The sequence below is a fragment of the Dactylosporangium sp. CA-152071 genome (genome assembly GCF_050936335.1).
Classification (GTDB): Bacteria; Actinomycetota; Actinomycetes; order Mycobacteriales; family Micromonosporaceae; genus Dactylosporangium; species Dactylosporangium maewongense.
Genome location: NZ_JBNJMZ010000002.1, coordinates 3,627,425 through 3,653,719 on the forward strand (window position 1 = coordinate 3,627,425; position 26,295 = coordinate 3,653,719).

At 74.6% G+C, this 26,295-nt stretch carries 20 protein-coding genes; 12 read left to right on the forward strand and 8 right to left on the reverse strand.

The window, feature by feature from the left end; genetic code table 11:
- Positions 1-193 precede the first annotated feature (193 nt).
- From kdpF to ACQEVZ_RS56315, 6 genes are all read left to right on the forward strand, one after another.
- On the forward strand, positions 194-283 hold the full coding sequence (kdpF, locus tag ACQEVZ_RS56290; RefSeq protein ID WP_344502038.1) for a K(+)-transporting ATPase subunit F: 90 nt from the start codon (positions 194-196) through the stop codon (positions 281-283).
- Positions 283-1,944 (forward strand): potassium-transporting ATPase subunit KdpA, encoded by a 1,662-nt coding sequence (gene kdpA, locus ACQEVZ_RS56295; protein WP_433384370.1) that lies wholly within the window; start codon positions 283-285, stop codon positions 1,942-1,944. The genes kdpF and kdpA overlap by 1 nt, the downstream gene beginning before the upstream one ends.
- Positions 1,941-4,019 carry a potassium-transporting ATPase subunit KdpB gene (gene kdpB / locus ACQEVZ_RS56300; RefSeq protein ID WP_344502036.1) on the forward strand — a complete coding sequence of 693 codons (2,079 nt, stop codon included), beginning with the start codon at positions 1,941-1,943 and terminating at the stop codon, positions 4,017-4,019. Before kdpA ends, kdpB begins: the two co-directional genes overlap by 4 nt.
- Entirely contained in the window at positions 4,019-4,888 is an 870-nt protein-coding gene (locus tag ACQEVZ_RS56305) for a potassium-transporting ATPase subunit C (protein WP_433384374.1), read from the forward strand. The genes kdpB and ACQEVZ_RS56305 overlap by 1 nt, the downstream gene beginning before the upstream one ends.
- 77 nt (positions 4,889-4,965) lie before the next feature.
- Positions 4,966-7,617 carry an ATP-binding protein gene (locus tag ACQEVZ_RS56310; protein WP_433384377.1) on the forward strand — a complete coding sequence of 884 codons (2,652 nt, stop codon included), beginning with the start codon at positions 4,966-4,968 and terminating at the stop codon, positions 7,615-7,617.
- A 107-nt stretch (positions 7,618-7,724) separates the two neighbouring features.
- A complete protein-coding gene (locus tag ACQEVZ_RS56315) occupies positions 7,725-10,484 on the forward strand; it encodes a cation-translocating P-type ATPase (RefSeq protein WP_433384380.1) in 2,760 nt (919 codons plus the stop codon).
- Here ACQEVZ_RS56315 and ACQEVZ_RS56320 read toward each other — a convergent pair whose 3' ends face one another.
- Both ACQEVZ_RS56320 and ACQEVZ_RS56325 read right to left on the reverse strand, forming a co-directional pair.
- Complete coding sequence (locus ACQEVZ_RS56320) at positions 10,485-11,264, reverse strand: metallophosphoesterase family protein (RefSeq protein ID WP_433384383.1); 780 nt, start codon at positions 11,262-11,264, stop codon at positions 10,485-10,487.
- Positions 11,261-12,616, reverse strand: coding sequence for a diacylglycerol/lipid kinase family protein (locus tag ACQEVZ_RS56325; RefSeq protein WP_433384386.1), 1,356 nt, complete (start codon positions 12,614-12,616; stop codon positions 11,261-11,263). The genes ACQEVZ_RS56320 and ACQEVZ_RS56325 overlap by 4 nt, the downstream gene beginning before the upstream one ends.
- A 192-nt stretch (positions 12,617-12,808) precedes the next feature.
- Here ACQEVZ_RS56325 and ACQEVZ_RS56330 point away from each other — a divergent pair, with 192 nt between their 5' ends.
- Positions 12,809-13,315, forward strand: coding sequence for a DUF1269 domain-containing protein (locus tag ACQEVZ_RS56330; RefSeq protein ID WP_354891116.1), 507 nt, complete (start codon positions 12,809-12,811; stop codon positions 13,313-13,315).
- Between the two features lie 106 nt (positions 13,316-13,421).
- Here the strand turns inward: ACQEVZ_RS56330 and ACQEVZ_RS56335 are convergent, their stop codons facing one another.
- A complete protein-coding gene (locus ACQEVZ_RS56335; RefSeq protein WP_433386190.1) occupies positions 13,422-13,781 on the reverse strand; it encodes an ArsR/SmtB family transcription factor in 360 nt (119 codons plus the stop codon).
- 183 nt (positions 13,782-13,964) lie between these two features.
- On the opposite strand from ACQEVZ_RS56335, the gene ACQEVZ_RS56340 reads away from it, so the two are divergent.
- From ACQEVZ_RS56340 to ACQEVZ_RS56360, 5 genes are all read left to right on the forward strand, one after another.
- The gene (locus tag ACQEVZ_RS56340) at positions 13,965-16,106 is read left to right on the forward strand and encodes a M28 family peptidase (protein WP_433384390.1); all 2,142 of its coding nucleotides are present in this window, start codon (positions 13,965-13,967) and stop codon (positions 16,104-16,106) included.
- 70 nt (positions 16,107-16,176) lie between these two features.
- Positions 16,177-16,941: a TetR/AcrR family transcriptional regulator C-terminal domain-containing protein gene (locus tag ACQEVZ_RS56345; protein WP_433384393.1), complete on the forward strand. Its 765-nt coding sequence runs from the start codon at positions 16,177-16,179 to the stop codon at positions 16,939-16,941.
- 44 nt (positions 16,942-16,985) lie between these two features.
- A complete protein-coding gene (locus tag ACQEVZ_RS56350; protein WP_344502025.1) occupies positions 16,986-17,681 on the forward strand; it encodes a hypothetical protein in 696 nt (231 codons plus the stop codon).
- The gene (locus tag ACQEVZ_RS56355) at positions 17,674-18,420 is read left to right on the forward strand and encodes a Fic family protein (protein ID WP_433384396.1); all 747 of its coding nucleotides are present in this window, start codon (positions 17,674-17,676) and stop codon (positions 18,418-18,420) included. The genes ACQEVZ_RS56350 and ACQEVZ_RS56355 overlap by 8 nt, the downstream gene beginning before the upstream one ends.
- 116 nt (positions 18,421-18,536) lie before the next feature.
- The gene (locus ACQEVZ_RS56360) at positions 18,537-20,024 is read left to right on the forward strand and encodes an FG-GAP-like repeat-containing protein (protein WP_433384399.1); all 1,488 of its coding nucleotides are present in this window, start codon (positions 18,537-18,539) and stop codon (positions 20,022-20,024) included.
- A gap of 7 nt (positions 20,025-20,031) precedes the next feature.
- Here ACQEVZ_RS56360 and ACQEVZ_RS56365 read toward each other — a convergent pair whose 3' ends face one another.
- From ACQEVZ_RS56365 to ACQEVZ_RS56385, 5 genes are read right to left on the reverse strand one after another with little or no spacing between them, the layout of a single operon-like run.
- Positions 20,032-21,024 (reverse strand): polyprenyl synthetase family protein, encoded by a 993-nt coding sequence (locus ACQEVZ_RS56365; protein WP_433384402.1) that lies wholly within the window; start codon positions 21,022-21,024, stop codon positions 20,032-20,034.
- Positions 21,021-21,869: a hypothetical protein gene (locus ACQEVZ_RS56370; protein WP_354891112.1), complete on the reverse strand. Its 849-nt coding sequence runs from the start codon at positions 21,867-21,869 to the stop codon at positions 21,021-21,023. The genes ACQEVZ_RS56365 and ACQEVZ_RS56370 overlap by 4 nt, the downstream gene beginning before the upstream one ends.
- The gene (locus ACQEVZ_RS56375) at positions 21,866-23,014 is read right to left on the reverse strand and encodes a cytochrome P450 (RefSeq protein WP_433384407.1); all 1,149 of its coding nucleotides are present in this window, start codon (positions 23,012-23,014) and stop codon (positions 21,866-21,868) included. Before ACQEVZ_RS56375 ends, ACQEVZ_RS56370 begins: the two co-directional genes overlap by 4 nt.
- Positions 23,011-25,650, reverse strand: a complete 2,640-nt coding sequence (locus ACQEVZ_RS56380) for a PEP/pyruvate-binding domain-containing protein (RefSeq protein WP_433384410.1) — start codon at positions 25,648-25,650, stop codon at positions 23,011-23,013. Before ACQEVZ_RS56380 ends, ACQEVZ_RS56375 begins: the two co-directional genes overlap by 4 nt.
- Positions 25,647-26,294 carry a nitroreductase family protein gene (locus tag ACQEVZ_RS56385; protein ID WP_433384413.1) on the reverse strand — a complete coding sequence of 216 codons (648 nt, stop codon included), beginning with the start codon at positions 26,292-26,294 and terminating at the stop codon, positions 25,647-25,649. Before ACQEVZ_RS56385 ends, ACQEVZ_RS56380 begins: the two co-directional genes overlap by 4 nt.
- Between the last annotated feature and the right edge of the window lies 1 nt (position 26,295).

Genomic DNA, 26,295 nt, shown 5'->3' on the forward strand with positions numbered 1-26,295 from the left:
GTCGCGGCGTATGGATCGCATCAACGCATCTGGGCAGGGCATGCCGCCGGGGCTTCACTTCGGATGCGGCCGGACGTCGGCCGCGCGAAGTGGAATCAAGGAGGAGATCCCTCGTGGCTGACCTGTGGTTCGTGCTGCTGACGATCGCGTTGTTCGCGGTCCTCGGCCTGGTGGTGCGGGCGGTGGAGCGGCTGTGAACGCCGAGAACCTCGTCGGTCTCGTCCTCGCGGTCGCCCTGACCGCGTTCCTGGTGACGGCCCTGCTCTTCCCGGAGCGGTTCTGATGGGCACCGCGGGAGCGGGCGTCGTCTTCATCGCCTCGCTGATCCTCGCCCTGGTGCTGGTGTACAAGCCGTTCGGTGACCACATGTACCGGTCGGTGACCTCGGCCCGGCACACCCGCGCCGAACGGCTCGTCTACCGGGCCGTCGGCGTGAACCCCGACGGCGAGCAGTCCTGGGGCGTGTACGCCCGCAGCGTCCTGGCGTTCTCCGCCGTCTCGATCCTGGCCCTGTACCTGTTCCAACGGGTCCAGAACCACCTGTGGCTGTCGCTGGGCTTCGACCCGGTCAAGCCCGACCAGGCGTGGAACACGGCGGTCAGCTTCGTCACCAACACCAACTGGCAGTCGTACTCGGGCGAGTCGACGATGGGTCACCTGGTGCAGATGGCCGGGCTCGCCGTGCAGAACTTCACCTCCGCCGCCGTCGGCGTCGCCGTCGCGGTCGCCCTCGTCCGCGGGTTCGCCCGGTCCAGGACCGAGCAGCTCGGCAACTTCTGGGTCGACCTGGTCCGCATCTGCGTGCGGATCCTGCTGCCGGTCGCCGCGGTCGCCGCGGTCGTGCTCATCGCCGGCGGCGTGGTGCAGAACCTCAGCGGCGGCACCGACGTCACCACGCTGACCGGCGGCAGCCAGACCATCACCGGCGGACCGGTCGCCAGCCAGGAGGTCATCAAGGAGCTCGGCACCAACGGCGGCGGCTTCTACAACGCCAACAGCGCCCACCCGTTCGAGAACCCGACCGGCTGGACGAACTGGATCGAGCTGTTCCTGATCCTGCTCATCCCGTTCAGCCTCCCCCGCACCTTCGGCCGCATGGTCGGCGACAGGCGGCAGGGACTCGCGATCGCGGGCATCATGGCGATCCTCGCGATCGGCAGCGTCATCGCGATCAACGCCCTGCAGCTCGCGCACGGCGGGACGGTCCCCACCGCGGTCGGTGCGGCGACGGAAGGCACCGAGACCCGCTTCGGGGTGTCGCAGTCGGCGACCTTCGCCGCCGTCACCACGCTCACGTCGACGGGCGCGGTCAACTCGTTCCACGACTCGTACACGTCGCTCGGCGGCATGGTGACGATGCTCAACATGATGCTCGGCGAGGTGGCGCCAGGCGGTGTCGGCTCCGGCCTGTACGGCATGCTCATCCTCGCCGTCGTCACCGTGTTCGTCGCCGGGCTGATGGTCGGCCGGACCCCGGAGTACCTGGGCAAGAAGATCGGCGCCCGCGAGATCAAGTTCGCGTCGCTCTACCTGCTGACCACGCCGGCGCTGGTCCTCGTCGGCACGGCCGTCGCGATGGGCTCGGCGACCGCGCGGGCGTCGATGGCCAACCCCGGCGCCCACGGCCTGTCCGAGGTGCTCTACGCGTTCACGTCCGCGTCGAACAACAACGGCTCCGCGTTCGCCGGCATCTCCGTCAACACCACGTTCTACAACACCGCCCTCGGGCTGTGCATGCTCCTCGGCCGGTTCCTGCCGATCATCCTCGTCCTCGGCCTCGCCGGCTCCCTCGCCCGGCAGACCCCCGTGCCGCAGTCGGCCGGGACGCTCAGGACGTACCAACCCCTCTTCATCGGCATGGTCGTCGCGGTCACGGTCATCGTCGTGCTCCTCACCTACCTGCCGGCCCTCGCGCTCGGCCCGCTCGCGGAAGGCATCCGATGACCACCCAGACCGTCGCCGGCGGGCTGCTCGACCCCCGGCAGCTGTGGAAGTCCACCCCGGACGCCCTGCGCAAGCTCAACCCGGCCACGCTGTGGCGCAACCCGGTCATGTTCATCGTCGAGATCGGCTCGGTCTTCACCACCGTCCTCGCCGTCCTGCACCCGAGCGTCTTCGCCTGGCTCATCACCGCCTGGCTGTGGCTGACGGTGGTGTTCGCGAACCTCGCCGAGGCCGTCGCCGAGGGCCGCGGCAAGGCGCAGGCCGAGACGCTGCGCCGGGCGAAGCAGGACACCGTGGCGCACCTGCGCGACGGCACGACGAGAAGCGCGAGCGAACTGCGGCAGGGTGACGTCGTGGTCGTCGAGGCGGGCCAGATCATCCCGGGCGACGGCGACGTCATCGAGGGCATCGCCTCCGTCGACGAGTCCGCGATCACCGGCGAGTCCGCGCCCGTCATCCGCGAGTCCGGCGGCGACCGCAGCGCCGTCACCGGCGGCACCAGGGTGCTCTCCGACCGGATCGTCGTGCGGATCACCCAGAAGCCGGGCGAGAGCTTCATCGACCGGATGATCGCCCTCGTCGAGGGCGCCAACCGGCAGAAGACCCCGAACGAGATCGCCCTCAACATCCTCCTCGCCTCGCTGACCATCATCTTCCTGCTCGCCGTCGCGACCCTGCAGCCCCTCGCCATCTACTCCAAGGGCGTGCAGGCGTTCGCGCCCGACAGCCTCGCCCTGAACGGCGACGGCGTCACCGGCATCGTCCTCGTGTCGCTGCTCGTCTGCCTCATCCCGACCACGATCGGGGCGCTGCTGTCCGCGATCGGCATCGCCGGCATGGACCGGCTCGTGCAACGCAACGTCCTGGCCATGTCCGGCCGCGCCGTCGAGGCCGCCGGCGACGTCAACACGCTGCTACTGGACAAGACCGGCACCATCACCCTCGGCAACCGGCAGGCCGCCGCGTTCCTCCCCGCCGCCGGCGTCACCGACCAGGAGCTGGCCGACGCCGCGCAGCTGTCCAGCCTCGCCGACGAGACGCCCGAGGGCCGCAGCGTCGTGGTGCACGCCAAGACCGCGCACGGGCTCCGGGAACGCACCGCCGGGGAGCTCGGCGGCGCCGTCTGGGTGCCGTTCACCGCGCAGACCCGGATGTCCGGGGTCGACGTCGACGGCGACCGGCAGATCCGCAAGGGCGCCGCCGCGGCCGTCATGCGGTGGGTCCGGGACAACGGCGGGCACCCGACCAGCGACGTCGGCGCGATCGTCGACGCGGTCTCCGCGTCCGGCGGCACGCCGCTCGTCGTCGCCGAACGCACCGGCGACGGGCCCGCCCGCGCCCTCGGCGTCATCCACCTCAAGGACGTCGTCAAGCAGGGCATGCGGGAGCGGTTCGACGCGATGCGCCGCATGGGCATCCGCACCGTCATGATCACCGGCGACAACCCGCTGACAGCCAAGGCGATCGCCGAGGAGGCCGGCGTCGACGACTACCTCGCCGAGGCCACCCCCGAGGACAAGATGGCGCTCATCAAACGCGAGCAGGAGGGCGGCAAGCTCGTCGCGATGACCGGCGACGGCACCAACGACGCCCCGGCGCTCGCCCAGGCCGACGTCGGCGTCGCCATGAACACCGGCACCAGCGCCGCCAAGGAAGCCGGCAACATGGTCGACCTCGACTCCGACCCGACGAAGCTCATCGAGATCGTCGAGATCGGCAAGCAGCTGCTCATCACCCGCGGCGCCCTCACCACGTTCTCGATCGCCAACGACATCGCCAAGTACTTCGCGATCATCCCGGCCATGTTCGCCGCGATCTACCCCGGCCTCGACCGGCTCAACATCATGCGCCTCGACTCGCCGACGTCGGCGATCGTGTCCGCGGTCATCTTCAACGCCGTCGTCATCGTCGCCCTCATCCCGCTCGCGCTGCGCGGGGTGCGGTACCGGCCGGGTTCCGCCGCGTCGATGCTGCGCCGCAACCTGCTCGTGTACGGCGCCGGCGGCGTCATCGTCCCGTTCATCGGCATCAAGCTCATCGACCTGCTCATCGCCTGGATTCCGGGGATCTCCTGATGCGCCTCCCAGCCTGGCTCAGCCAGCACCTCGCCGCCCTGCGCGCGCTGCTCGTCCTCACCGTCCTGCTCGGCGTCGTCTACCCGCTGCTCATGGTCGGCGTCGGCCGGATCCCGGGACTGTCCGGCCGGGCCGACGGCTCGCTCGTCGCCAAGGACGGCAAGACCGTCGGCAGCCGCCTCATCGGCCAGTCGTACACCGACGCGGACGGCCGCCCGCTCAGGCAGTACTTCCAGTCCCGGCCGTCCGCGGCCGGCAACGGCTACGACCCCACGTCGACGTCGGCGAGCAACCTCGGGCCGGAGAACGTCGTCGACGCCCTCGGCGAAGGCGGCAAGCCGAGCCTGCTCACCCAGGTGTGCGCCCGCAGCAAGGCCGCCGGCGAGCTCGAAGGTGTCGACGGCGGCCGGCCCTACTGCACTCCCGGCGGGGTCGGCGCGGTCCTCGCCGTGTTCCACCGCGACGGCGCCACCGGCCCGGTGACCCGCGTCGTCAGCCTCAACGAGACGGGCCCCGACGCGCCGTTCGTCGCCACCTACGACGGGGTCGCGGTCGAGCTCGCCGTGCCCGGCGAGGACTACAGCAAGGGCGTCGTCACCCCGGTCCGCGGCGGCGCACCGGACCGCCCGGCCGTGCCAGCCGACGCGGTCACCGCCAGTGGCAGTGGACTCGACCCGCACATCAGCGTCGCCTACGCCCGGCTCCAGGTGAACCGGGTCGCGGCCGCCCGCGGCATGTCGCCGGCGGACACGCAGCGGCTGGTCGACAGGTACACCACCGGGCGGGTGCTCGGGTTCGTCGGCGAGCCCCGCGTCGACGTCCTACAACTGAACCTGGCGCTCGACGCCGCGCACCCCGTCCGCGGCTGACCCGTGCCGGCCCGCCGCCCACCCGGCGGCGGGTCGGCAACCTACAGAAGGCCACCTACAGAAAGAACGGTGCGAGCATGGCGCGCGGACAACTGCGGGTGTACCTCGGCGCCGCACCCGGCGTCGGCAAGACCTACAAGATGCTCGAAGAGGGCCACCGCCGGCAGCAGCGCGGCACCGACGTCGTCGTCGGGTTCGTCGAGACCCACGGCCGGCCCTTCACCGAGGCGATGCTCACCGGCCTGCGGGTGATCCCGCGCAGGGCGGTGGCCTACCGCGGCGCCGAGTTCACCGAGATGGACCTCGACGCGGTCCTGGCCGCCCGCCCGGAGGTCGCCGTCGTCGACGAGCTCGCCCACACCAACGTCCCGGGCGGCGGGCACGCCAAACGCTTCCAGGACATCGAGACGCTCCTCGACGCCGGCATCACCGTGCTGACCACGGTCAACATCCAGCACCTCGAGTCGCTCAACGACGTCGTCCAGCAGATCACCGGCGTCCCGCAGCGCGAGACCGTCCCCGACGCCGTCGTGCGCCGCGCCGAGCAGATCGAGCTCGTCGACATGACCCCCGAGGCGCTGCGCCGCCGCATGGCGCACGGCAACATCTACCGCCCGGAGAAGGTCGACGCGGCCCTGGGCAACTACTTCCGCGTCGGCAACCTCACCGCCCTGCGCGAGCTGGCCCTGCTGTGGCTCGCCGACAAGGTCGACGACCAGCTCGACCGGTACCGGGCCGAGCACCACATCGACGCCACGTGGGAGGCCCGCGAACGGGTCGTCGTCGCCCTCACCGGCGGCCCGGAGGGCGACACCCTCATCCGGCGGGCGGCCCGGGTCGCCGCCCGTACCAAGGCCGCCGACCTCCTCGCCGTCCACGTCATCCGCGGCGACGGGCTCGCCGGGGCGGACCCCGCGAACCTCGCCCGGCAACGCGTCCTGGTGGAGACCCTCGGCGGCACCTACCACCAGGTCGTCGGCAACGACGTGCCCGCCGCGCTGCTCGACTTCGCCCGCGGCGTCAACGCCACCCAGCTCGTCCTCGGCGCCAGCCGGCGCAACCGCTTCGCCCAGGTGCTCTCCCCCGGCGTCGGCGTGACCACCACCGCCGGGTCGGGCTCGATCGACGTCCACCTCGTCACCCACGAGCAGGCGCGGCGCGGCCGGCTCCGCCACGGCGGTCCCGGCGGGCTCACCCTGCGGCGGCGCCTGGCCGGCGTCGCGCTCGCCGGGCTCGGCCTGCCGCTGCTGACCGTGGGCCTCACCGCGGTCCAGGCGGACATCTCGCTGCCCAGCGACATCCTCGCGTTCCTCATCCTGACCGTCGCCGTCGCCCTCGTCGGCGGCCTGTGGCCGGCGCTGCTCGCCGCCGTCGGCAGCTTCCTGCTGCTCAACTACTACTTCACGCCGCCGCTGCACCGGTTCACCGTCGCCGAGCGCGAGAACCTGTTCGCGCTGCTCGCGTTCGTCCTCGTCGCCGCCGCCGTCTCCACCGTCGTCGACCTCGCCGCCAGGCGCACCAGGGAGGCGGCGCAGGCCCGCGCCGAGGCACAGACCCTGTCCACGCTCGCCGGCGGCGTCCTGCACGGCGACCGGCCGCTGCCGGCGCTGCTCGAACGGGTCCGTGAGGCGTTCGGCCTCACCAGCGTCACCCTGCTGCAGCGCCGCACCGGCGAGGACGCCGGGCCCGAGCCGCGCGGCGACAAGGGCGCGTGGCAGATCGCCGCCACCGTCGGCGGGCAGCCGTGCACGTCGCCGGCCGACGGGCAGTCCGAGGTGCCGATCGACGAGGACCTGTCGCTGGTGCTGCGCGGCCCCATCCTCGCCGCGGCGGACCGGCGCCTGGTCGAGGCGTTCGCCGCGCACGCCGCCATCGCGCTGCGCCAGCAGCGGCTGGCGGAGCAGGCCGCCGCGGCCGGGAACCTCGCCGAGGTCGACCGGCTGCGCACCGCGCTGCTGTCCGCGGTCAGCCACGACCTGCGCACCCCGCTCGCCGCCGCCAAGGCCGCCGTCGGCAGCCTCCGCAGCCCCGACGTCGAGTTCTCCGCCGAGGACCGCGAGGAGCTGCTCGCCACCGCCGAGGAGTCCCTGGACAAGCTCAACCGCCTGGTCGAGAACCTCCTCGACATGAGCCGGCTGCAGGCCGGGGCGCTCGGCATGCACCCGCGGGCGATCAGCGTGGGTGAGGCGATCCCCCGCGGCATCGACGACCTCGGCGACGCCGCCGCCGGCGTCCGGGTCATCGTCCCCGACGAGCTGCCCGAGATCCACGCCGACCCGGCGCTGCTGGAGCGCATCCTCGTCAACGTCCTCGCCAACGCCCTGCGCCACAGCCCCGCCGACCGGCCGCCGCTGATCACCGTCAGCGAGCACGCCGGCCTGGTCGAGGTCCGCGTCGTCGACCACGGGCCCGGCGTGCCCGCCGCCGACCGGGACCGGATCTTCCAGCCGTTCCAGCGGCTCGGCGACCGCGACAACACCACCGGCGTCGGCCTCGGCCTCGCCCTGTCCCGCGGCCTCGCCGAGGCCATGGGCGGCAGCCTCGAACCCGAGAACACCCCCGGCGGCGGGCTCACCATCACCCTCACCCTGCGCACCGCCGAGCTCGACGCGCGCCGCCGGTCCGCGACCCCCGACGAACGGGCCGACCCCGCGCTGCTCGACCGGCTCGACGCGTACACCCACGACCACCGCACCGGATCGCCGTCGGACCCCGGATCCGCGCGCTGACCGGATCTCGGCACCGTCCTCGTCCTTCAGGGATCAACGGCCGCCGAATGGGTATTCAGGGCCTCCCCCGCCGGATCGTCACGCGGACCTCAGGAGGCGACACGTTCATGGTCACGATGCCGACCAGGGAGGCGGAAGCGCCGGCCTTCCACGCGCTGTCAGTCACGGACACCCTCGCGGTGGAGCACGTCGAACCGCGCTCCGGCCTGTCGGACGGCGAGGTGGCGGCGCGTCGTGCCACCTACGGTCCGAACCGGCTGGCCGGGTCGCGCAAGGAGTCGTGGTGGCGCGCGTTCGGCCGGCAGTACGCCGACCCGATGCAGATCGTCCTGCTGTGCGCCGGGATCGGCAGCCTGTACCCGCTGCGGCAGCTCGGCACGGGGCTGCTCCTGCTGCTGCTCACCCTGTTCAACGCGGCCCTCGGGCTGCGGCAGGAGGGCAAGGCCGCGGCGGCGGTCAGCGCGCTGCAGAAGATGATGATCGTCAAGGCGAAGGTCCGCCGCGACGCGCAGCTGACCGAGGTCGCCGCGGAGGACCTGGTGCCGGGCGACGTGGTGCTGGTCGAGGCCGGTGACCTCGTGCCGGCCGACGGGCGCCTGGTCAGGTCCGCCGGCCTTGAGATCGACGAGTCCGCGCTGACCGGTGAGAGCGTCCCGGTCGCCAAGGACGCCGAGTCCGTGGCCGGGACCGAGGCGGCGCTGGGCGACCGGGTCGACATGGTGTACATGAACACGAACGTCACCCGCGGCACCGCCGAGTTCGTGGTCACCGCGACCGGGATGGCGACCGAGGTCGGGCACATCTCCGGGATGCTGCAGACGGCCCAGGACGCCGAGACCCCGCTGACCCGCCAGCTGTCGCGGCTGACCAACCAGATCCTCATCGTCGCCGGCGTCGCGCTGGCGCTGTCGATCGCGCTGAACCTGTCCCGCGGCAACGCGTTCGACGTGGTGTTCCTCGCCGCCGTCGCCTTCGCCGTCTCGGCCATCCCGACCGGCCTCCCCGCGGTCGTCACCACGATCCTGTCGATGGGGACCCAGCTGCTCGCCCGGTCCAACGCGATCGTCAAGCGGCTGCGGTCCACCGAGACCCTCGGGTCGACCTCCGCCGTCAACTCCGACAAGACCGGCACGCTGACGCTGAACCAGATGACCGCCGTCGAACTGACGATCCCCGGCCGCCGGTACGCCGTGTCGGGCAGCGGCTACGGCATCGAGGGCGACATCCGGCACACCGCCGGCCAGCCGGACGTGCCGCTGGAGCCGTTCCTGCTGCCGATGGCCCTCGCCGGCGACGCCGTGGTGCGTGACGGCGAGCTGATCGGCGATCCCACCGAGGGTGCGCTGGTCGTGCTCGCCGAGAAGGGCCACGTCGACGTGGTGTCGACGCGGCAGCGGTACCCGCGCCTGGCGGAGGTGCCGTTCGACGCCGCGTACAAGCTGATGGCGACGTTCCACCGGATGACCGACGACGCCGGCACCGACGTGGTGCGCGCCTACGTGAAGGGCGCCCCGGACCAGCTGCTGGCCCGGGCGGCCACGGTGCTCTGGCCCGGCCTGACGCCCAGCCCGCTGGACGACGAGCTGCGCGGGCGTTACCTGGCCGAGAACGAGCGGCTCGCCGCGCAGGGCCTGCGGGTCATGGCCACGGCCCGCAAGGACTTCCCCGCGGCCGGCTTCGACCCGCAGGCCGCGCTGCTGGAGACCCTCGACGAGCTGACCCTGCTCGCCCTCGTCGGCATCGTCGACCCGCCCCGCCCGCAGGCGAAGGCCGCGATCGCCACGGCGAAGGCCGCCGGCATGCGGGTCCGCATGATCACCGGCGACCACGCCGTCACCGCCGCCGCCATCGCCGGGCAGCTCGGCATCGACGGCCGCGCGATCACCGGCGCCGAGTTCGGCGCGATGAGCGACGACCAGCTGAGCCGCGACATCGACGACATCGGGGTGATCGCCCGGGTGACCCCGGAGCACAAGGTCCGCCTCGTGGAGATCCTGCAGCGCAAGGGCCACATCGTCGCGATGACCGGCGACGGCGTCAACGACGCGCCCGCCCTGAAGCGCGCCGACATCGGCATCGCGATGGGCATCACCGGCACCGAGGTCTCCAAGGAGGCCGCCGCGATGATCCTCACCGACGACGACTTCGCGACCATCGTCAAGGCGGTGGAGATCGGCCGGGCGCTGTACGACAACCTCAAGCGCTACGTCCAGTTCCAGATGGGCGCCCTCATCGGCTTCATCGCCACGTTCCTCGGCGCCAGCATCTTCAACATCGCCGCCGGCGTGCCGTTCCTGCCGCTGCAGACGCTGTGGGTGAACTTCACCACCCAGGTGTTCCAGGCGATCGGCCTCGGCTACGGCAAGCAGGACGCGGACCTCATGCGCCGGCCGCCCCGCCGCTCCGGCGAACCGCTGCTGCCCAACCGCACCCTGCTCTGGCTCGCCTTCCTCGGGCTGGTGCTGGGCGTGGTCACCCTGGCCGTCATCGCCTGGGCCGGGCCCGCGTACGGGACCGGCGTCGCCCGCACCATGGGCCTGACGACGTTCTCGCTGCTCAACCTGGCGCTGTCGTTCACCGTCCGCAGCGACGTGCGCTCGGTGTTCACCCTGGAGACCTTCGACGATCGCCGGTTCCTGGTCACCAGCGGCATGTCGGTCATCGCGACCATCATCGCCACCGAGCTCGGCCTGCTGCAGCGGATGCTCCACACCGTCAGCCTCAACCTGACCCAGTGGCTGGTGTGCGTCGTCGCCGCCCTGTCGGTGATCGTGGTCACGGAGGTCCGCAAGCTGGTGCTGCGGCACCGGCACCCGGCGCCGGCCGGTGCCACGATCGAGGCCACGGACACCGCGGCGGCCGGCTGATCAGCGCTCGTAGGCGGCGGTGCGGCCGGTGCGCCACGAACCCGCGACCTCGACGCGGTGCTCGACGTGGATCCGCCGGTCGTCGATCCGGATGACGGTCCACGAGCGGGGCGCGCCCCGCAGCCGCAGGCTCGTCGCCGTGCCGGCCACCACCTCGACCGGTCCGCGGCCGGCGGGCCGGTCACGGCGGCGGCTGGCGGGCACGTGCGTGTGCCCGGCCAGCACGAGATCGACGCGGGCGGCGGTGGTGGCGCGCAGGAGCGCCGCCCGCCCGGCGATGCGGGCCGGGCCGCGCGTGAACGGCGGATGATGCAGCGCCAGCAGCCGGACCGCGCCGGCGGGGGCGGCGCCGAGGAAGGTGGCGACCGTCGCCGACTGCCGGCGCGACACCCGGCCGCTCTTCCACCGCCAGCGGGGCATCGACTGCAGGCCGAGCGCCCGGATGCCCGGCAGGTCCAGCCGCGGGTCGAGCTCGGGTTCGAGCCGGGCGCGGTACCGGTCGTACGGCGCGACGAGCCGGCTGGGGCGCAGCAGCGGCACGTCGTGGTTGCCGGCCACCACGAGCAGCGGTGCCGGGAGCCGGTCGAGAAAGGTCCGGGCCTGGACGAACTCGGCGTCCCGGGCCCGCATCGTGCAGTCGCCGGTGACGACCACCAGGTCCGGCGCGACCGCGGCGACGTCGTCGACGAGCGGGTCCACGACCGCCGGCGCGTGCCGCCCGAAGTGCAGGTCCGACAGGTGCGCGACGACCAGCGGCGGGCGCCGCGGCCCGCCGTTCACGACCGCCGGTCCTCGCCGGCGGTGGGCGCCGTCCGGTCCCCGCCGGTGGTGAACGCCAGCCGCCACAGCCGGCGCCAGTCGACCCGCTGGCGGGGGCGGCGGACCGGCCTGGACCGCGGCACCCGGACCCGCAGCGCACCGGGCTGGATGCGGCACCGCACCGGCGTGGGCAGCAGGACCGACTCGCCGTCGATGCCGACCGGGACCGACGGCGCGTCCGCCTCGACGACCGCCGCGCCGGCGGTGAGCTGGGTGAGCCGCTCCGACCGGGTGCCGCGCACGAGCATGGCCGCGTCGGCGGCGTTGTTGACGGTGACCGCCAGCACGCCGAGCGCCCCGCCGTCGAGCCGCTCCCGGCGGCCCAGCCCCACGAGGTCGTTGCTCGCGTACGGGTTGTTGCTCACCAGGACGGCCTGGGCGCCGGTGACCTTCGTCCCGCCGGTGGACAGCCGCAGGGCGACGCCGTCGCGGCCGGCGAGCAGGTCCGGCAGCATGTCCAGCGCCGTCGCCGCCTTGTCCTGCCGGTAGCCGGGGCTCTGCACCACCTCCGCGTAGGCGCCGAAGGAGGCGTTGTTGACGAACATCCGGTCCCCGGCCCAGCCCACGTCGACCCGGAGCTCGACCCCGTCGGTCAGGGCGTCCAGGCACCGGGCCGGGTCCCTGCGGTCGAGGCCGAGGTCCATCGCGAAGTGGTTGCGCGTGCCGGCGGCGACCACGACGAACGGCAGGTCGTGCTCCACCGCCACCCGGGCCACCGCCGCCTGCGTGCCGTCGCCTCCCGCGACACCGAGCAGGTCGGCGCCGGACCGCACGGCCTGCCGGGCCAGCGCCGCGACGTCGACCTCCCGCGGCCCCTCCAGCAGCACCACCTCGGCCCCGAGCGCGCGGGCCTTGCCGGCGAGGTCGTGCCGCTCCACCTTCCCGCCGCCCGAGCGCGGGTTCATGATCAGGAACGGGTGGCGGGGCGGCGCGGCGACGGCGTGCTCGGCCGTGCCCGGGCGTGGCAGCGCCGCCCCGGCCGCCGTGACCGCCAGCGCCCAGAGGCCGGCGCAGACCAGCGCCACCAGCAGCAGCCCGGCGTGGGCGTACAGGACCACGACCGTCACCGGGGCCGCGACCGCGACCAGGCCGGCGAGCACCCGGCGGGCGCCGCGGTACGCGAGGGCCGCCCACACGCCCGCGAGCCCGGCCCCCGCACCGGCGACCGCGACCGCCACCAGTACGACGCCGCGGAGCCCGCCGGCGGCGACGAGCAGCCCGGCCGCGGCGACGGCCGACACCAGCGCCAGGCGGGCCAGCCACCGCGCGGCGCCGTCGCTCCCCGGCCTGTTCCCCTTGCCGTCCGCCGGCATCGACCAACCTCCCGAGCCCGTCCCGCCTCGCGTCTGACGCTCCCCCCGGCGCGGGCGGGCGCCGTCATCAGGCGCGGGTGACGTGCGGGGCGGCCCACGCCGCGTCCGGTCACTCGACGCAGGCGAGGCGGTTCGGCACCGGCGTGGCGAGCGTTGCAGGTGACACCACGACAACAGGTGAGAGGAGCCACCATGAGCGAGATCATCGCGATCGAGTACAGCGACATCCCCACCGCGAAGACCGCCCGGGAGAAGATGATCGACCTGCAGCGGCAGGGGCTCATCACCCTGCGCGACGCCGCGGTGGTGGAGGTCAACGCCGGTGGCAAGGTCAAGGTGCACCAGGCGGCGTCCGCGACCGGCATCGGCGCGGCCGGCGGCGCGATGTGGGGCGGCCTGATCGGGCTGCTGTTCTTCGCCCCCTTCCTCGGCATGGCGATCGGCGCGGGAGCCGGGGCGCTCGCCGGGAAGAGCGCCGACGTCGGCGTGGACGACACGTTCATGAAGGACCTCGCCGGCACGCTGCAGCCGGGCTCGGCGGTGCTGTTCCTCCTGGTCGACCAGATCACCGTCGACAAGGTCGTCCAGGAGATGGCACCGCTCCAGCTCGGCGGCCGCATGCTGCGCAGCTCGCTGAGCCGCGACGCGGAGCAGCGCCTGAACGACGCCGTCGACGCCGCCCGCCTCGCGCACGTCTGAGGCGCGACCGGCCCGGGGCGTGCGGCGGTCCGCCGCCGTCCCGGGCCGTCGCATGCCCGCTCCCGGCCCGGGCCGCCGGCCGGGTCGGTGTCAGGCCGGGTCGGTGTCAGGCCGGGTCGGTGACGGTCAGCAGCGCGGCGAGCCGGCGCATGATGCCGGGCCGGGCGCGGTAGTAGACCCAGGTGCCGCGGCGGTCGGCGGAGACGAGGCCGGCCTCGCGCAGGGTGCGCAGGTGGTGGGAGATCGTCGGACCGGACAGGTCGAACGCCGGGGTGAGGTCGCAGACGCAGATCTCCCCGCCGTCGGCGGAGGCGATCATCGACATCAGCTGCAGCCGGACCGGGTCGCCGAGGGCCTTGAACGCGGGCGCGAGGACGGCCGCGGTCTCCGCCGGGATCCGGTCCTGGGCGATCGGCGGGCAGCACGGCGCGTCGACGGCGTTGAGGTCCGTGAGGGTGAGCACCACCGGCCTGCCGGTGCCCGCCCACGGGCTCGGCGCGCTCCTCGACGCGGTGTCCGGCGCGCGGATGGCCGGCAGGCCGTCGTCACCCTGGCCGGCAGGCCGTTCACCGGCCGGCGGGTCGGCACGGCCGGTGGCGCCGCCGTCCGCGCCTGGCTCGACCGGCACCTGCGCGACCTCGGCGCCGCGGTGACGGTCGAGCCGTTCACCGCCCCGCGCGTCCCCGAGGTGTACGCCGCGCCGGCCGTCGAGTGGCACGACGGCACCGCGCACCACCGGCTCGGCTTCGGCCGCGAGGTGGCGGTGCACCTCGCGTCGGCCGACCAGCCCCTCGCCCGGCGTGGCGACCTGGCCGTCGCCGGAGCGGGCGACCCGACCGGCCGGCGGCTGCTGGTCCTGGCGGGGATGCCCCTGTCCGACGCCTACGGTCACGCCCACGGCGCGCTCGGGCTGCTGGTCGGCCGGCGCGTGGACGCCGAGGGCTGGCAGTACACGATGCTCGCGGGGCCGGACCCCGGTCCGCTGCCGGTCCCCACCCTGGACACCGCCACGCACGCGGCGGTCCGGCCCGGCGGCTGGTTCGCGGCGAACACGCCGGTCCGCCGCCGGGACGCCGCGGCGGCCAACGTCCATGCCCGCTGGCGCACCGCCGGGCCCGGGCGACCGGACCTGCCGCTGACCGCGCACTACGACGGGGTCGGCGACCATCCGGGGCTGCGGCAGCCGGGCGCGGCCGGCAACGGCAGCGGCGTCGCCGTCGTCCTGGAGTCCGCCCGGGTCCTCGCCGGGGCCGGGGCACTGCCGGACGGGGCCGGGCTGTCGGTGGCGCTGCTGGACGGCGAGGAGGCCGGCGCGCTCGGCTCCGCCTGCCACGCCGCGCGGCTGCGCCGGGCCGGGGCGGCGCCCCTCGTCGTCAACGTGGACGGCGCCGGCCACCTCGACCGGGCGGCGGCGGTCGAGGCCGGCGGCCCCGTGCACGGGCTCCTGGCGGCGCTCGACCAGGCCGGACGGCGCACCGGGCTGCCCCTCGCGGCCGGGCCGGTCGCCTCGGACAACCGCCGCTACGCCGCCGCCGGGCTCGCCGCCGTCGGTGTCGGCGCCGGGATGGCCGGCTACCACAGCCCGGCCGACACCGCCGACCGCGTCGAGACGGCCACACTCACCGCGGTGGCGCGGCTCGTCGTGGCCACGGGGTGGCTCGCCGGCGCCGCGGACACTACAGTTCCCCGGCAAGCGCTACCTCGACTGGCAGCTCGACGACCCCGCCGGGCAGGACCTCGACGCCGTCCGCCCGATCCGCGACGCCATCAGGGCCCGCGTCGAGCAACTGCTCGCCGAGCTGCCCACCGACGTGCGCTGACGGCATCGCCACCCAGGCCCGGCGCCGGACGCGGACGACGTACCGGCCGCCGGGATAGACTCTGCGCACCGGGTACAGGCTGGGAGGTGGGCGTGGCGCAGGCGGCGGCAGGCATCGTCGCTGAGCTGTGCCGGCGCATCGCCGCGGGCGAGCTGCGGCCGGGTGAGACCGTGCCGTCGACCCGGGGCGTCGCACGCGAGCTGGACCTCCCGGTGAGCGCCGCCGCCCGCGCGCTGGCGATGATGCGGCAGGGCGGTCTCGTCGAGGACGCCGGCGGGGCGGGCCCGGTGATCACCGAGCAGGCTCCCGGGATCGCGTCCGGCTGGCGGCCGCCCGCCCGGCGGCGGCGTTCCTCGCCCGCGGGTGCGGAGTTCCTGGCGCTGGCGGTGCGCACGGCGATCGAGTCGGCCGACGCGGACGGGCTCGCCGTCACGTCCGTCCGGCGCATCGCCGTCGAGCTCGACACGGACTTCGCGACGGTGCGCAAGCACGTCGGCGACCGGGCCCAGCTGGAGGTCCTGATGGCCGACGCGATCTTCGCCGGGCACGAGCCGCCGGCGCCCAGCGGGGACTGGCGGGCGCAGCTGGAGGCGCTGTGCCGCGCGCAGCTGCTGATGTACCGCCGCCACCCGTGGCTCGCCGAGGCCGTGTCCTTCAGGAAGCCGCTGCTCAGTCCGCATGTGGCCGAGCACACCGAGTGGGCGGTGCGCGCGCTGGCCGGTGCGGGGGCGGCGCCGGACACCGCGCGGCGCGTCGCCGTGACCACCGCGAGCTTCGTGCGCGGCCACGCGATGCGCCTGGCCCAGGAGCAGCGCCACGACGAGCTGCAACACGAAGAACCGCCGCACGAAGAACCGCAGCACGGAAAGCCGCGGCACGGGGAGCCCGCAGCGGACGTGGAGCGGGGCACCGCGCTGTTCGAGTTCGGCCTGGAGCGGCTGCTCGACGGCTTCGCGCGCCTGGTGCCATAGGCGACGACGGGAAACGAAGGCGCGGCTAGAGTTGGGCCACAACACACGGCGGGAGGCGGCAGTGGCGCTGATGGCGACGGACATCGCCGCGCTGTTGCGCCAGCGGATCGCCACGGGCGAGCTGCCGCCGCACACGGTGGTGTCGTTCAAGGACCTCATGAGCGAGTGGGACGTCTCGATGCACATCGCCTTCAAGGCGCTGCGGCAGATGCGGGACGAGCGCCTCGTCGAGAAGGTGCCCGGCATCCACGGGCTGTTGGTGACCGAGCCCGCCGCGGGCATCGCGGCGGCGTGGCAGCCCCCACCGCCACCGGGGACGGAGGCCCGTGCGCGGGTGGTCCGCACCGCGATCGAGCTGGCCGACGCCGACGGCCTCGCGGCCGCCTCCATGCGGCGCATCGGGGAGCGGCTCGGCGTGACCACCATGACGCCGCACAAGCACGTCGGCAGCCGGGCCCGCCTCGAGACCATGATGGCCGACGCGATCTTCGCCGGGCACCCGCTGCCGCAGCCGCCCGCCGGCGACTGGCGGGCGCAGCTCGAGCTGGTGTGCCGCACGCAGTGGCAGATGTACCGCCGCCACCCCTGGCTCGCGAGGATCGTGTCGTTCGAGCCGTCGCCGCTCAGCGAGCACGTGGTCGCGCACATCGAGTGGGCGGCGCACGCGATGACGGGCCAGGGCCTGCTGGCGGAGACCGCGTCGCGGGTCGCCGCGACCGCCGCCGACGTCGTGCGCGGGATCGCGATGGACGCCGATCAGGACCCCGACGACACCGAGCTGTTCGAGTTCGGCCTCCAACGCCTCCTGGACGGACTCGCGCCGCTGTTCCCGTAACGGCCGGCCACGGCCGCCGCAAGAGGCGGCACCATACTGGACGCGTGTATCCGTGGACGTTGTCGTGGCCGGAGGTCGACCCTGCCCGGCACCCGTTCGACCGGGAGGCGGCGCCCGCGGTGATCCGGGGGCTGCCGCCCGCCGCCGCGGTGCCGTCCCGCCGGGCGGGGCACGCCGCCGACCCCGCCGTCATCGGCTGGGGGCACGGGGAGGGGCGGCTGTGGTGCGACGCGATGAGCACCGCCCTCGTCGAGCACTACGGGCCGTGGGCGTCCGGCTGGCGGTGGTCCTCCGGCGAGGGCGACTACGGCGGCGGGCCGGTGCACGCGTGGTGCTGCCCGCGCGACTCGATGACCACCCCGGACGCCACCCTGGCCGTGGTCGCGGCGGCGCTGCTGGAGTGGCGGGCCTGGCTGGAGGACCTCGCCGCGCGTTTCGACGGGTTCCTGCCGCTGCCCGCCGGCCGGGAGGCGGCCCTCGCGGCGTGGGAGCGGGCGGTGGCGCAGCTGGTGACGGTCGTGGTGGACAGCACCGGCGCCGAGGACGCGTGGTATGAGCTCTGCGGCCAGGTGCTGCACTGGTTCCTGGCGGCCGCCGGGGTACCGGAGGCGCTGCGCGGGACGCTCGTCGGCGAGGCGATCGACGGCCGGTTCGAAAGCTGGTGCGAGCCGGCGGACGACCTGGTCACGGACGTCGCCGGGCGGCTCGCCGCCGGGGTCGTCGGCCGCGGCGATGCGTGACCACCTGCTGGACTGGATCCGCGTCCGCGAGGAGGTGCGCTGGGCCGAGGTGGCACGGCCGTTCCCCGGCCCCGTCCGGGGCGCCCGCGACGGCGTCGCCGACCATGTCCGCACGACCGTGGCGCACCGCGACCCGCACCGGGCACGGCGCCTGCTCGACGCGCTGCACCGGGCCCGGACCGCTACCGACCTGCCCCTCGAGGTCCTCGCCGACTGGCAGGCCGTGGTCCTCGGCGGAACGAACAGCAGGACGGACAGCAGGACGGACAGCAGGACGGACAGCAGGACGGACAGCGGGGCAGGCAGCAGGACGGACCGCGGGGCAGGCAGCAGGACGGACCGCCGGACGGGCACAGCCCGCTTCCGGACGGGCACCGCCCACGCGAAGCGGGGCCGGGACCGCTACGGGCTGCACGCCGACACCGAACCCCGCTTCCGGGCCTGCCTCGCCGACGCGACGGACCCGTCGGTGCCGCTGTCGGCCCGCGCCGCCCGCGTCTACCTCGACGTGGCGTTCTTCCACCCGTTCGAGGACGGCAACGCCAGAGCGGCCATGCTCTGCCTGTACCACATCCTCCACCGCGGACAGGTCACGCTGGACCTGGCCGCACCGCTGCTGCGGATCACCCGCCGCGCCGACGACCCGGCCGGCGCCGCGGACCTGGTGCGGCTGGTCGACGTCCTGATCGCCGCCACCCACCGGCGCGCCGCGGGCGCCGCACCCGGACACCGCACCTGAGCCGACCGGGCCGCGCATCCGAGAAATCGATTGCTGCAAGTTCTTTACGGGAATTCCCCACGCCTGGCAAGCTATTGACATCAACCGATGCCGGACCGGCCGTCAGGAGACCCCGTATGTCCCGTGTCCAGCGAGCCGCGCTCGCCGCCGCCCTGCTCACCTTCGTGCTGGTCGATGCCTCACCGGCGTCGGCGGCGCCGCTGTTCAAGGCGCCGTTCCCCTGCGGTCAGCGCTGGACCTACGACCACCACAGCGCCGAGGTGCGCCAGGCGCTCGACTTCGTGCGCACCGACGGCACCACCAACGGCACGCCGCAGGTCGCGACGGCGGCCGGGGTCGCGCACCGGCTGTCGCAGCCCGGCGGCGCCGGCAACTACATCTCCATCGACCACGGCGGCGGCTGGACGACGTACCACTTCCACCTGAGCGCCTACTCGGTGCCCGACGGCGCGTACGTGCAGCAGGGCCAGCAGATCGGCATCACCGGCAGCACCGGCAACTCGTCCGGCCCGCACCTGCACTACGAGCAGCTGTTCAACGGCGTCGGGCAGGTCATCTCGATCAACGGTGCCTCGCTCGCGCCGTACCCGGGGCAGTACAACCAGAAGTTCCTGGTCAGCGACAACTGCGGGCAGGGCTCGGGTCCGGGCGACCGCTACCTGGCCGGGTCGCCGACCGACTTCAACGGCGACGGGAAGGACGACATCGTCACGTTCACCCGGGGCACGCTCAACGACGTGTACGCCGCGACCTCGACCGGCACATCCTTCACCGGTACGTCGGTGAAGTGGAACGACTTCTTCGGCCTCACCGGCGAGACGCTGCTGACCGGCGACTTCAACGGCGACGGCAAGGACGACGTCGTCACCTTCACCGGCGGCTCGCTCGGCGACGTGTACGTGGCGCTGTCCACCGGCACGGCCTTCGCGGGCGCGGCGAAGTGGCACGACTGGTTCGCGCCGAACGCCGAGGTGCCGGCGGTGGGCGACGTCAACGGCGACGGGAAGGACGACATCGTCACGTTCACGCACGACGCGGCCGGCGACGTGTACGTGGCCCTGTCGACCGGCACCGGCTTCGGGCCGGGCGTGAAGTGGCACGAGTACTTCTCGATCCCCGGCGAGCACCCGGCCGTGGGCGACGTCGACGGCGACGGCAAGGCCGACATCATCACCTTCACGCAGGGCCCCGCGAGCGCCTCGGACGTGATCGTGGCGCTGTCCGACGGCACGTCGTTCGGCGCGCCGCAGAAGTGGCACGACCTCTTCGCCGTCGGCGCCGAGCTGCCCCGCGTCGGTGACATCAACGGCGACGGCAAGGCCGACATCGTCACCTTCACCTGCAACGCCGACGCCGACGTCTACGCCGCGGTCTCCACCGGCACGAGCTTCGCCGGCACGACCGTCAAGTGGAACGACTTCTTCTGCCTGCCCGGCGAGTTCCCGTACCTGGGCGACTTCAACGGGGACGAGCTGGACGACATCATCGTGTTCACGAAGGGCACCACGAACGACGTCTACGTGGGCCTGTCCACCGGCACGTCGTTCGCCGGCGGCGTCAAGTGGCACGACTTCTTCGGCCTCACCGGCGAGACCACGCTGTGAGTGGCGGCTAGGCGACGGGGACCGGCAGCGGGAACGCCAGCATCGCGTCGTCGACGAGGGTGTGCAGGGCCGAGGTGTGCGGTGGCGTGCCGCCGAGGGCGTGCAGCGCCCCGTGCACCTCGGCGACCATCGCGTCGACCCGGCCGTGGTAGGCGCGCAGGTGCTCCGGGCCGGTCAGCAGCGCCTTGAACTCGGCCCGGGCGTCCGCCGACGTCGCCGCCGCCGCGTGCAGGGCCAGCAGGGCGGGGCGCTGCGCCGCCGGCACGCCGTCCAGCAGCAGCATCACGAGGAAGGTGGCGGCGCCGTTGCGGAGGTCCTCGTCCCGGCCGGTGACCAGGTCGCGCTGGTCGTTGGTGAGCTGGCGGAGGACCCCGAACCGGCGGCCGACGTCGCGCCAGCGGTCGACCCGGCCCGGGTCGGCGCCGGCCAGGCAGGCCGCCGTCGCGGTGGCCATGGCGTAGGGCGCGCCGGTCTTGCCCTCGTAGCTGGCGAGGACCGACGCGGTCGTGGCGGTGGCCGGCCGGGCGGCGAGGTCCAGCAGCTGGCCGCTGATGCCGTCGAGCCAGCCGCGGGACAGCTCGGCCTGCGCCGCGACCTTCGTGGCGTCCGGCACGCGGGCCTCCCGCAGCAGCCTGGCCGGCAGGTGACTGCCGACGCCCAGCGCGGCCAGGATGTCCGCGTTGCACCGCGCCGGGTCGAAGGGTCCCCCGTCGGCGAGGTCGTCGAGGTAGCGGGCGGCGGCCCACCAGAGCACGTGGACGACCGCCGCCGGCCTGCCACCGGCCGGGTCGCCGGTCTCGGCGGCGTGGACGAGCAGCGGTAGCCGGATCATCACGTCCACCGCGCCGGTCGAGCCGCGCGCGGCCAGCCGGCCCAGGAAGCCGCCGAGGAACCCGGCCATGGCCTCGTCGGCGACGTCGCCGCCGGCCCGCAGTCGCGCCAGCAGCGCGGCCAGGTCCTCGTGCACCGCGCCGACCACCTCGGTGACGTCCGTCGTCATGATGTACCCCCTGCAGCAGCGGTCACGGCCCACGAGACGAACGAGGCCAGCAGATAGAAGAAGGCGAGGCGGGCGTCCCAGCGGTCCGCGCGGCGGAACCGCCACCACGCGAGGGCCGGCAGGGCCAGCGGCGGCAGCGTCAGGAGCACCCACGCGGACGGTGCCGCCAGCACCAGGACGACGGTGGCGGCCACCGGGCTCAGCACGGCGACCGCGACCGTCGCGGGCAGGCCGAACGTGGTCACGTACGTGCGTTCGCCGGGGCGCGGCGACCGGGTGATCTTCTTGGCCACCTCCAGGTGCAGCGTCGCCAGGACGACCACGGCGAGCGCCGGCCAGAACGACGGGCCGAAGCCGCCGCCCGTCGTGCGGAGGTGGAGGGTGTACAGGTACAGGTGCAGCAGCAGCTGCACGGGGCTGCTCAGCAGCAGCGTCAGCACCAGCCGCCCCGGGTCGGGGCCGGGGAGCAGCAACAGCAGCGCGTAGGCCAGCTGGACCGCGATGACGAGCGCCGCCCAGCGGTCGAACAGGTTCACCAGCACCAGGAGCGCGCCGATCACGCCGTACCAGCGCAGCAACGACGACCGGGTGACGACGCCGGCGGCGAGCGGGCGGTCCGGGTTGTGCACGCGGTCGTAGGGCAGGTCGCGGATGTCGTCGACGATGCGCATGAGCAGCATGTCGACGGCGATGGTGAGCGCCGCGACGGCGGTGCCGAGCCCCGGCCGCCAGGGGCCGGCGGGCGGGCCGGTGAGGGCGAAGAGGCCGGTGACGCCGTAGGCCCAGCAGACCGCGAACAGGATCGACGGCACCGGCGGGTAGCTGCCGCGGATGAACGCCCTCACGGTCGCACCGGCGAGCCCAGGTGCACCGGCAGGCGCCACAGGCCGCGCAGGAACATCTTGTCCCGCCACTCGTCGGCGCCTCCGGAGGCGGGGCGCAGGTCCGGGAAGCGGCGCAGCAGCGCGCCGATCGCGGTGCGCAGTTGGACCCTGGCGTGCGGGGCGCCGACGCACATGTGCCGGCCGTGGCCGAAGCCCAGGTGCGGGTTGGCGGGCCGGTCGAGGCGGAACTCGTCCGGGTCCGGGAAGACCGCCGGGTCGCGGTTGGCCGCGTCGGTGAGCGGGACGACGACCTGCCCGGCGGGCAGCGGCACCCCCGCGAGCTCCGCGTCGGCGAGCAGGACGTGCGGCTGCCCGCCGGTGCCGGCGAACCACACCCAGCGCAGCAGCTCCTCCACCGCCGCGGGGATCAGCTCGGGCCGCTCGACCAGCGTGCCGCGGAGCTCGTCGTCGTGCAGCAGGTGGTGTACGCAGCTGCTCAGGTGGCTCGCGGTGGCGTCCCCGCCGGCCATGACGAGCCCGGCCGCCATGACGACGATCTCCTGCTCGCTGAGCGCGGGCGCGAGCGAACTCAAGAACCCGGTGCCCAGCCGCTCCCGGAAGTAGCCGTGCATGGCGGCCGTCGCGGCGGTGACCTCGTCCGGCTCGCAGCGGCCCGCGGACATCATCACGTCGGTCCACGCGACCAGCTGGTCGACGTCGCCGGCCGGCGTGCCCATGATGCGGGCGATCACCAGGTAGGGCAGCGGCCGCAGGTACGCGGCGACCAGGTCGACCGGTCCGGGCTTCGCGGCGGCCTCGTCGAGCAGGTCCTCGGCGAGCCGCTCGATCCACGGCCGGTCGGCCTCCGCGGCCCGGTGGGTGAACGCCGCCTGCACGGTCCGGCGGCGGCGGGTGTGCAGCGGCGGGTCGGTGGTGGCCAGGGCGAGGGTGTCGGGGCTGCGGGCGAACATGGTGCCGCCGTGCCACTGCTGCCGGCTGAACCGCGGGTCCGACAGCACCGTGCGCACGTCGGCGTGGCCGGTGACGAGCAGCGCCGGATGGTTGCCGCGGATGCGGACCGGCACGAGGGCGGCGCGGCGGAAGAGCGCCGCCTGCTCGGGGTCGAGGGCGACGCCGGGGCGGCTCTCGAAGGGGAACCGCGTCATGACGCCTCGGCGATGATCCGGACGGTCCCGGCGGTGCCGTCGAGCTCGATCAGCGCGCCGTCGGGGATGCGGCCGGTGGCGCCCGGCACGGCGACGACCGTCGGCACGCCGAGCAGCCGCCCGGTGATCGCGGTGTGCGACAGCAGCGTGCCGCGCTCCACGACGAGCCCCTTCGCCGCCATCATCAGGAACAGCCAGCCGGGGTCGGTCTCGCGGGCGACGAGGATCGCGTCGCGGCACGTCTCCGGCGGCACGGACGGGTCGAGGACGAGGCGGGCCGGGGCGCGCACGACGCCGGGCGCGGAGCCGAGCCCGGTCAGGACCCCGGTGTCGCCGGCGGCCGGCGCGGCGGTCACCTCCACGGCGCCCGGCAGCACGTCGGCGAGGGGGCCGGTGGCCGGGGTGCGCAGGAGGCCGGGCCGGCCGGGGCGGGCCTCGGCGAGGAGCCGTGCGCGGCGGCGGGCGGCGGCGAGGTCGCGCAGCGCGGCGCACGGCAGCGTGCCGTCGTAGGCGCCGAGGACCTCGGCGACGGTGAGGTCGCGGATGTCGAGCGGGTCGTCGAGGTGGCCGGTGGCGTGCAGGTCGGCGCCGAGCCGCCACAGGATGTCGCGGGACAGCCCGTACAGCTGCGTGCGGCAGAACCGGGTGTCCTCGCGGACCCGGGCGGTGTAGCGCACGTAGCGCGCCAGGGTGCGCAGGACGGTGCGGCGCAGCCGGCCCGGGCAGCGCGCGGCGAGCTCCTCGGCGGCCTGGCGGGTGGCCCGCTCCTCCGCCTGGATCAGGCCCTCGACCGTGCGGTTCTGGCTGATGTACGGGCGGAGCACCTCCAGCAGCGTCCACGGCTGCTGGCGCGGGGTCGGCTGCTCGAGCTTGAGGTCGTGCAGCGCGCGGTCCCCGTAGCGGCGCAGGTAGTCGGCGGCCGCCTCGGCGAGGGGCGTGCCGTGCCCGCCGGTGCTGATGGCGCGCCACACCTCGCGGGGGCGCTCCCCGGACTCGACGGCCGCGCGCAGGTCCGGATCGGCGGCGACGAGCTCGGCGAGTGCGACGGCGGCGCGGACCGACCGCAGCGACCGGTTCGCGGGGCCGCCGGTCAGCAGGCCGGTGAGCAGGCCCTTCGCGCCGCCGGCCCACCGGTCGAGCAGGCGCATCAGGGCCTTCACGGCGAGCAGCCCGTAGATGGAGTTGGTGAGCGTGACGCCCCAGCGGACGCTCATCGCCGCCCACAGCTCCCGGTAGGCGGCGACGAGCTGGTGCGGGGTGCGCCCGGACAGGTCGCCGGCATCCGCCATCACGCCGTCCCACCAGCGCAGGAACTCCCTGGCCTGGCGGGGGTGGCGGGTGGCCCGCAGGAGCGTGCCGGGCAGCGCGAGCCACGCCCGCCGGCGGGGGCGGGTGACGGCCGGGCGCGCCTCGCCGGTGACCCCCATGCCGTCCTGCCACACGTCGCGGACGAGGTCGAACACCGGCATCTGGCCGTGCAGGGTGTGCCAGGCGCCGAGGCGGTAGTAGACCCGCCCCTCCAGGTGCGCGACGAGCTGCTCCAGGTGGTGCCGGTTCGCCGCCACGGTGCGGGTCGGCACGCCCATGCGGTGGTACAGGTCGCCGAACGCGCGCCGGTAGAACTCCTGCGCCTGCGAGAAGGTGAGCGCGCCGGAGACGCCCGGGTAGCTCTCGGTGATGTTGTGGTTGGCCCAGTACACCGGTGGCCCCGCGGGCATCACCATCGGCCGGGCCTGCACCAGGTGCAGGGTGCCGTCGGCGGTGATGGTGCCCTCGACGTCCTGCGGGCCGCCGAAGAACGCCTCGGCCCGGGCGGCGAGGGCCGCGACGGCGCGGGCGGTGCGGTCGTCGAGCACCGGCGCGTCGGCGAGGTCCGCCGGCACGGGCAGCAGCGCGAGCTCGCCGGTGCCGTCCGGCGGGCCGACCATGCGCTCCTTGCGGACCAGGTCGGCGGTCACGGTCGCGCCGGTGACGTGGAAGTGGTCGACGTCGGCCTTCTCCTGCACGACGCCCTCGCCGATGCCGTGCGCGGCGGCGATGACGGTGCGCCGGGCGCCGTCGCGGGGGTCGCGGGTGAACGCCACGAACGAGCGGGTGCCGGGCACCATCAGCTGCACGCCGACCGCGATCCGGGTCCTGGCCGGGTCGAGGCCGCGGTGCCGCCGGTAAGCGACGGCCCGGGCGGTGAACGCCGACGCCCAGCAGGCCGCGATCCGGTCCGCGACCCGGTCGGCGGGCACGTAGAGGAAGCTGTCGCTCATCCCCGCGAACGGGTCGGCGCCGTCCTCGCCGTCCTCACCGTCCACTGTGGACGCGACGGCGCAGGCCCGGACGGCGAACAGCGCGTCCGGGCCGAACCGGTCGCGGACCTCGGCGAGGATGCCGTCCGGGACCGGGGCGGCGCGCAGGGCGGCGGCCGCCCGCGTCCACCGCTGCGGGTCCTCGGGGTCCCCCTCTGGGTCTCCTGCAGCGCCGGCGCCGTCCTGAACGGACTGCCACGCCGCGTCGAACGCGGTCGCCGGGACGGTGACCAGGTCCGGCACCGGGAACCCGGCGGCCCGCATCCGGTGCAGGCGGGCGAACTTGTGCCCGACGAGCGCCGGGTCGGCGACGTCCGCGCCGGTGGTGATCGTCATGTCTCGTTCCAGCCGTCGATGTGGATGACGCTGTCCAGCGGGGCGCGCCGGGCCGGGCGGAAGCCGCCGCCGATCGGGTGCGCGGTCGGGATCAGCGCGCCCTGCCGGACGTGGCCGGGCAGCCGCAGCAGCGCGGCGACCTCCTCCTCCCGGTCCAGGTGGGTGGTGGTCCAGGCGGTGGCGAGGCCGCGGGCGCGGGCGGCGAGCATGTAGCTCCACGCGGCCGGCAGCAGCGACCCCCAGATCCCGGCCTGGTTGCCGGCGCCGAGCCCGCGGCGCACCTCCAGGCACGGCACGACCAGGACGGGGACCTGCCCGAGGTGCTCGGCGAGGTGCCGGGCGCTGGCGAGGGTCCGGGGCGGGACGCCCGTGTCGGTGGCGTCCGGCGGGTACCGCTGCTCGAAGGCCGCCCGGTACACCTTGCCGATCGAGGAACGCAGCACCGGGTCGGTGACGACCAGCCACCGCCAGTGCTGGCGGCCCGCTCCGGTCGGCGCCTGCAGGGCCACCTCCAGGCAGGCGCGGACGTCGGCGAGGTCGACGGGGCGGGTCAGGTCGAGCCGGTGCCGCACCGACCGGGTGGTGGTGAGCACCTCGGCCGCGCTCATCCCGGTGGTGCCGGCCGTGCCCATCACAGGGCCCATC

Coding starts and splice junctions, on each gene's coding strand:
- ACQEVZ_RS56355 (WP_433384396.1), top strand. CDS start 17,674: ATGCGTGACCACCTGCTGGACTGGATCCGCGTCCGCGAGGAGGTGCGC.
- ACQEVZ_RS56375 (WP_433384407.1), bottom strand. CDS start 23,014: ATGACGCGGTTCCCCTTCGAGAGCCGCCCCGGCGTCGCCCTCGACCCC.
- ACQEVZ_RS56360 (WP_433384399.1), top strand. CDS start 18,537: ATGTCCCGTGTCCAGCGAGCCGCGCTCGCCGCCGCCCTGCTCACCTTC.
- ACQEVZ_RS56315 (WP_433384380.1), top strand. CDS start 7,725: ATGGTCACGATGCCGACCAGGGAGGCGGAAGCGCCGGCCTTCCACGCG.
- ACQEVZ_RS56325 (WP_433384386.1), bottom strand. CDS start 12,616: ATGCCGGCGGACGGCAAGGGGAACAGGCCGGGGAGCGACGGCGCCGCG.
- kdpA (WP_433384370.1), top strand. CDS start 283: ATGGGCACCGCGGGAGCGGGCGTCGTCTTCATCGCCTCGCTGATCCTC.
- ACQEVZ_RS56365 (WP_433384402.1), bottom strand. CDS start 21,024: ATGACGACGGACGTCACCGAGGTGGTCGGCGCGGTGCACGAGGACCTG.
- kdpB (WP_344502036.1), top strand. CDS start 1,941: ATGACCACCCAGACCGTCGCCGGCGGGCTGCTCGACCCCCGGCAGCTG.
- ACQEVZ_RS56310 (WP_433384377.1), top strand. CDS start 4,966: ATGGCGCGCGGACAACTGCGGGTGTACCTCGGCGCCGCACCCGGCGTC.
- ACQEVZ_RS56380 (WP_433384410.1), bottom strand. CDS start 25,650: ATGACGATCACCACCGGCGCGGACGTCGCCGACCCGGCGCTCGTCGGG.
- ACQEVZ_RS56385 (WP_433384413.1), bottom strand. CDS start 26,294: ATGGGCCCTGTGATGGGCACGGCCGGCACCACCGGGATGAGCGCGGCC.
- ACQEVZ_RS56305 (WP_433384374.1), top strand. CDS start 4,019: ATGCGCCTCCCAGCCTGGCTCAGCCAGCACCTCGCCGCCCTGCGCGCG.
- ACQEVZ_RS56345 (WP_433384393.1), top strand. CDS start 16,177: ATGGCGACGGACATCGCCGCGCTGTTGCGCCAGCGGATCGCCACGGGC.
- ACQEVZ_RS56330 (WP_354891116.1), top strand. CDS start 12,809: ATGAGCGAGATCATCGCGATCGAGTACAGCGACATCCCCACCGCGAAG.